This is a genomic window from Streptomyces sp. NPDC056160, assembly GCF_042268205.1.
Taxonomy (GTDB): domain Bacteria; phylum Actinomycetota; class Actinomycetes; order Streptomycetales; family Streptomycetaceae; genus Streptomyces.
The window spans coordinates 1-1,703 of record NZ_JBHJUW010000335.1 but is presented as its reverse complement, the minus strand read 5'-3'; the positions used below and the strand labels follow the sequence as shown (position 1 = coordinate 1,703).

At 70.4% G+C, this 1,703-nt stretch carries 2 protein-coding genes; both read right to left on the bottom strand.

Annotated features, from left to right (window positions below):
• Positions 1 to 52: 52 nt before the first annotated feature.
• Positions 53 to 235 (bottom strand): DUF1304 family protein, encoded by a 183-nt coding sequence (locus ACFC02_RS42540; RefSeq protein WP_376368400.1) that lies wholly within the window; start codon positions 233 to 235, stop codon positions 53 to 55.
• Positions 236 to 384: 149 nt separating this feature from the next.
• The gene (locus tag ACFC02_RS42535; RefSeq protein ID WP_376368397.1) at positions 385 to 1,635 is read right to left on the bottom strand and encodes a S8 family serine peptidase; all 1,251 of its coding nucleotides are present in this window, start codon (positions 1,633 to 1,635) and stop codon (positions 385 to 387) included.
• Between the last annotated feature and the right edge of the window lie 68 nt (positions 1,636 to 1,703).

Here is a 1,703-nt window from a genome sequence, read left to right as displayed (position 1 = left end):
CCTACATCCAGGGCCGACAACCACCCCACCCATCACAGACCGTGACGGGCAGTCAGCGGCCACCGACCTTGCACCGCTCAACTTCGAAGACCCCCTTTGTCTCGGGGGCGAACCCGGCCGTGGTCCCGAAGACGGCCCGGGCCCTGGGTCCGGTCCACAGGAACATCTCGAGGACCAGGATGCAGCAGTGGAGCGCGGCGATGAGCAGGACCACGACGGTTGCGATGATCGACATGGACGAAAGCGTCACACATGACACACGTACCTGGAACACACGGGTACCGGGGAACACGACCGCCGCCGCTCGGTCGCCCCTGCGGCTGCCGCGCACGGCAGTCGCAGGGGCCTGGGTGGGAAGCCTCCCGGAGGCCTGCCGGGGGCCGGTCAGCCGCCGATGCCGACGAGTGTGCCGGTGCCGTCCGGGTACTCCACGTACGCGGTGGCCGGGGTCCTCGTCACACCTGCCCAGTGGCCGGTGACCGTGATCGGCCGCAGCGGTGTCGTGGCGGGACTCGCCGGCGACACGGTGAACGTGCCCGTCGTGGGCGAGTCCGCTGCCACGAGGTTGGTCTGGAGGGTGAACGGCGTGGCCGTCGTACCGGCGTGGTAGTCCCCGGCCAGCACGAAGACGGTGTACCGGCCCGGTTCCAGCCCCTTGAGAGTGACGTGCTGCCGGTGCTCCGATCCGGCGCTCTCGGCCACGATCGTCCAGGGCTGCCCGTCCGTCGGGGTGTTCAGTACGTACAGCGCGACGCCCGAGTCGGGGGTGTCCGTGGTGGCGAGCACCTCACCCGCCTTGGTCCCCTCGGGGATCGTGATGGCGTACTCCTGCGCGCCGCCCGTCGCCATGTCGACTTCGCCCTGCACGGCGGGGCCCGCGACCGGGGCGTGGGCGGTGAGCGTCAGCTTCTCGGTGCCGGGAGTCAGCGAGTAGGAGACGCTTCCCTCGCTCCCCGGCCCCGCCGCGACCCGGTCGGGGGCCTCCACCATCTGCGGGGTGACGACGATCGGGCTGCGTACGGAGACGTGACCGCTGCCGGTCCAGGTCAGATGCCCGGTGACGGGGGTGCCGGAGGGCTCTGTGGTCCGGGTCAGCTCGATGGCGACCGTGGCCTTCTGTCCCGCGCGGGTGAACCGCAGCGTGGAGGGCTTCACCTCGACACGGAAGCCGGGCAGGTCGACCCCGGCCCGGTACACGCCCGGACGGGTCGCGGTCAGCGTGCAGGTGAGGGTGCGCGATCCCAGCAGCCGGTCCACGGAGAGGGACGGGTAGTTCAGGTCGCTGGGTGCGACGGGGGCCGTGCCGGTTCCGGTGTCGATGCCGAGCCCCTCCTCGTACGCGAGCCAGTCACGGTCGGACGAGTCGTACACCAGGCCGGGGTCGAGCATCGCGGCGGGATCGACCTCGCCCGAACCCTGCGCGTACACGTCCGTGCTGGTGCCGCCAGACGCGGACCTGGTGTCCACGGCGGTCGTCATCATGGCGGACTTCACCGCCATCGGGGACCACTTGGGATGCACGCCGAAGTAGAGCGCCGCGAGGCCGGAGATCTGGGGCGCCGCCATCGACGTACCGGTCATGAAGTCGAAGTCGTGGCCGAAGTTGCCGGGGGGTGCCTCTATGTGTTTCGGCAAGGCGCCCAGGCTTGGTTTGGGGTGGTTTGGCTTGCTGTGGTCATGCGGCGAGGTCGACGTCCTCGGGG

Coding starts and splice junctions, on each gene's coding strand:
- ACFC02_RS42540 (WP_376368400.1), bottom strand. CDS start 235: ATGTCGATCATCGCAACCGTCGTGGTCCTGCTCATCGCCGCGCTCCAC.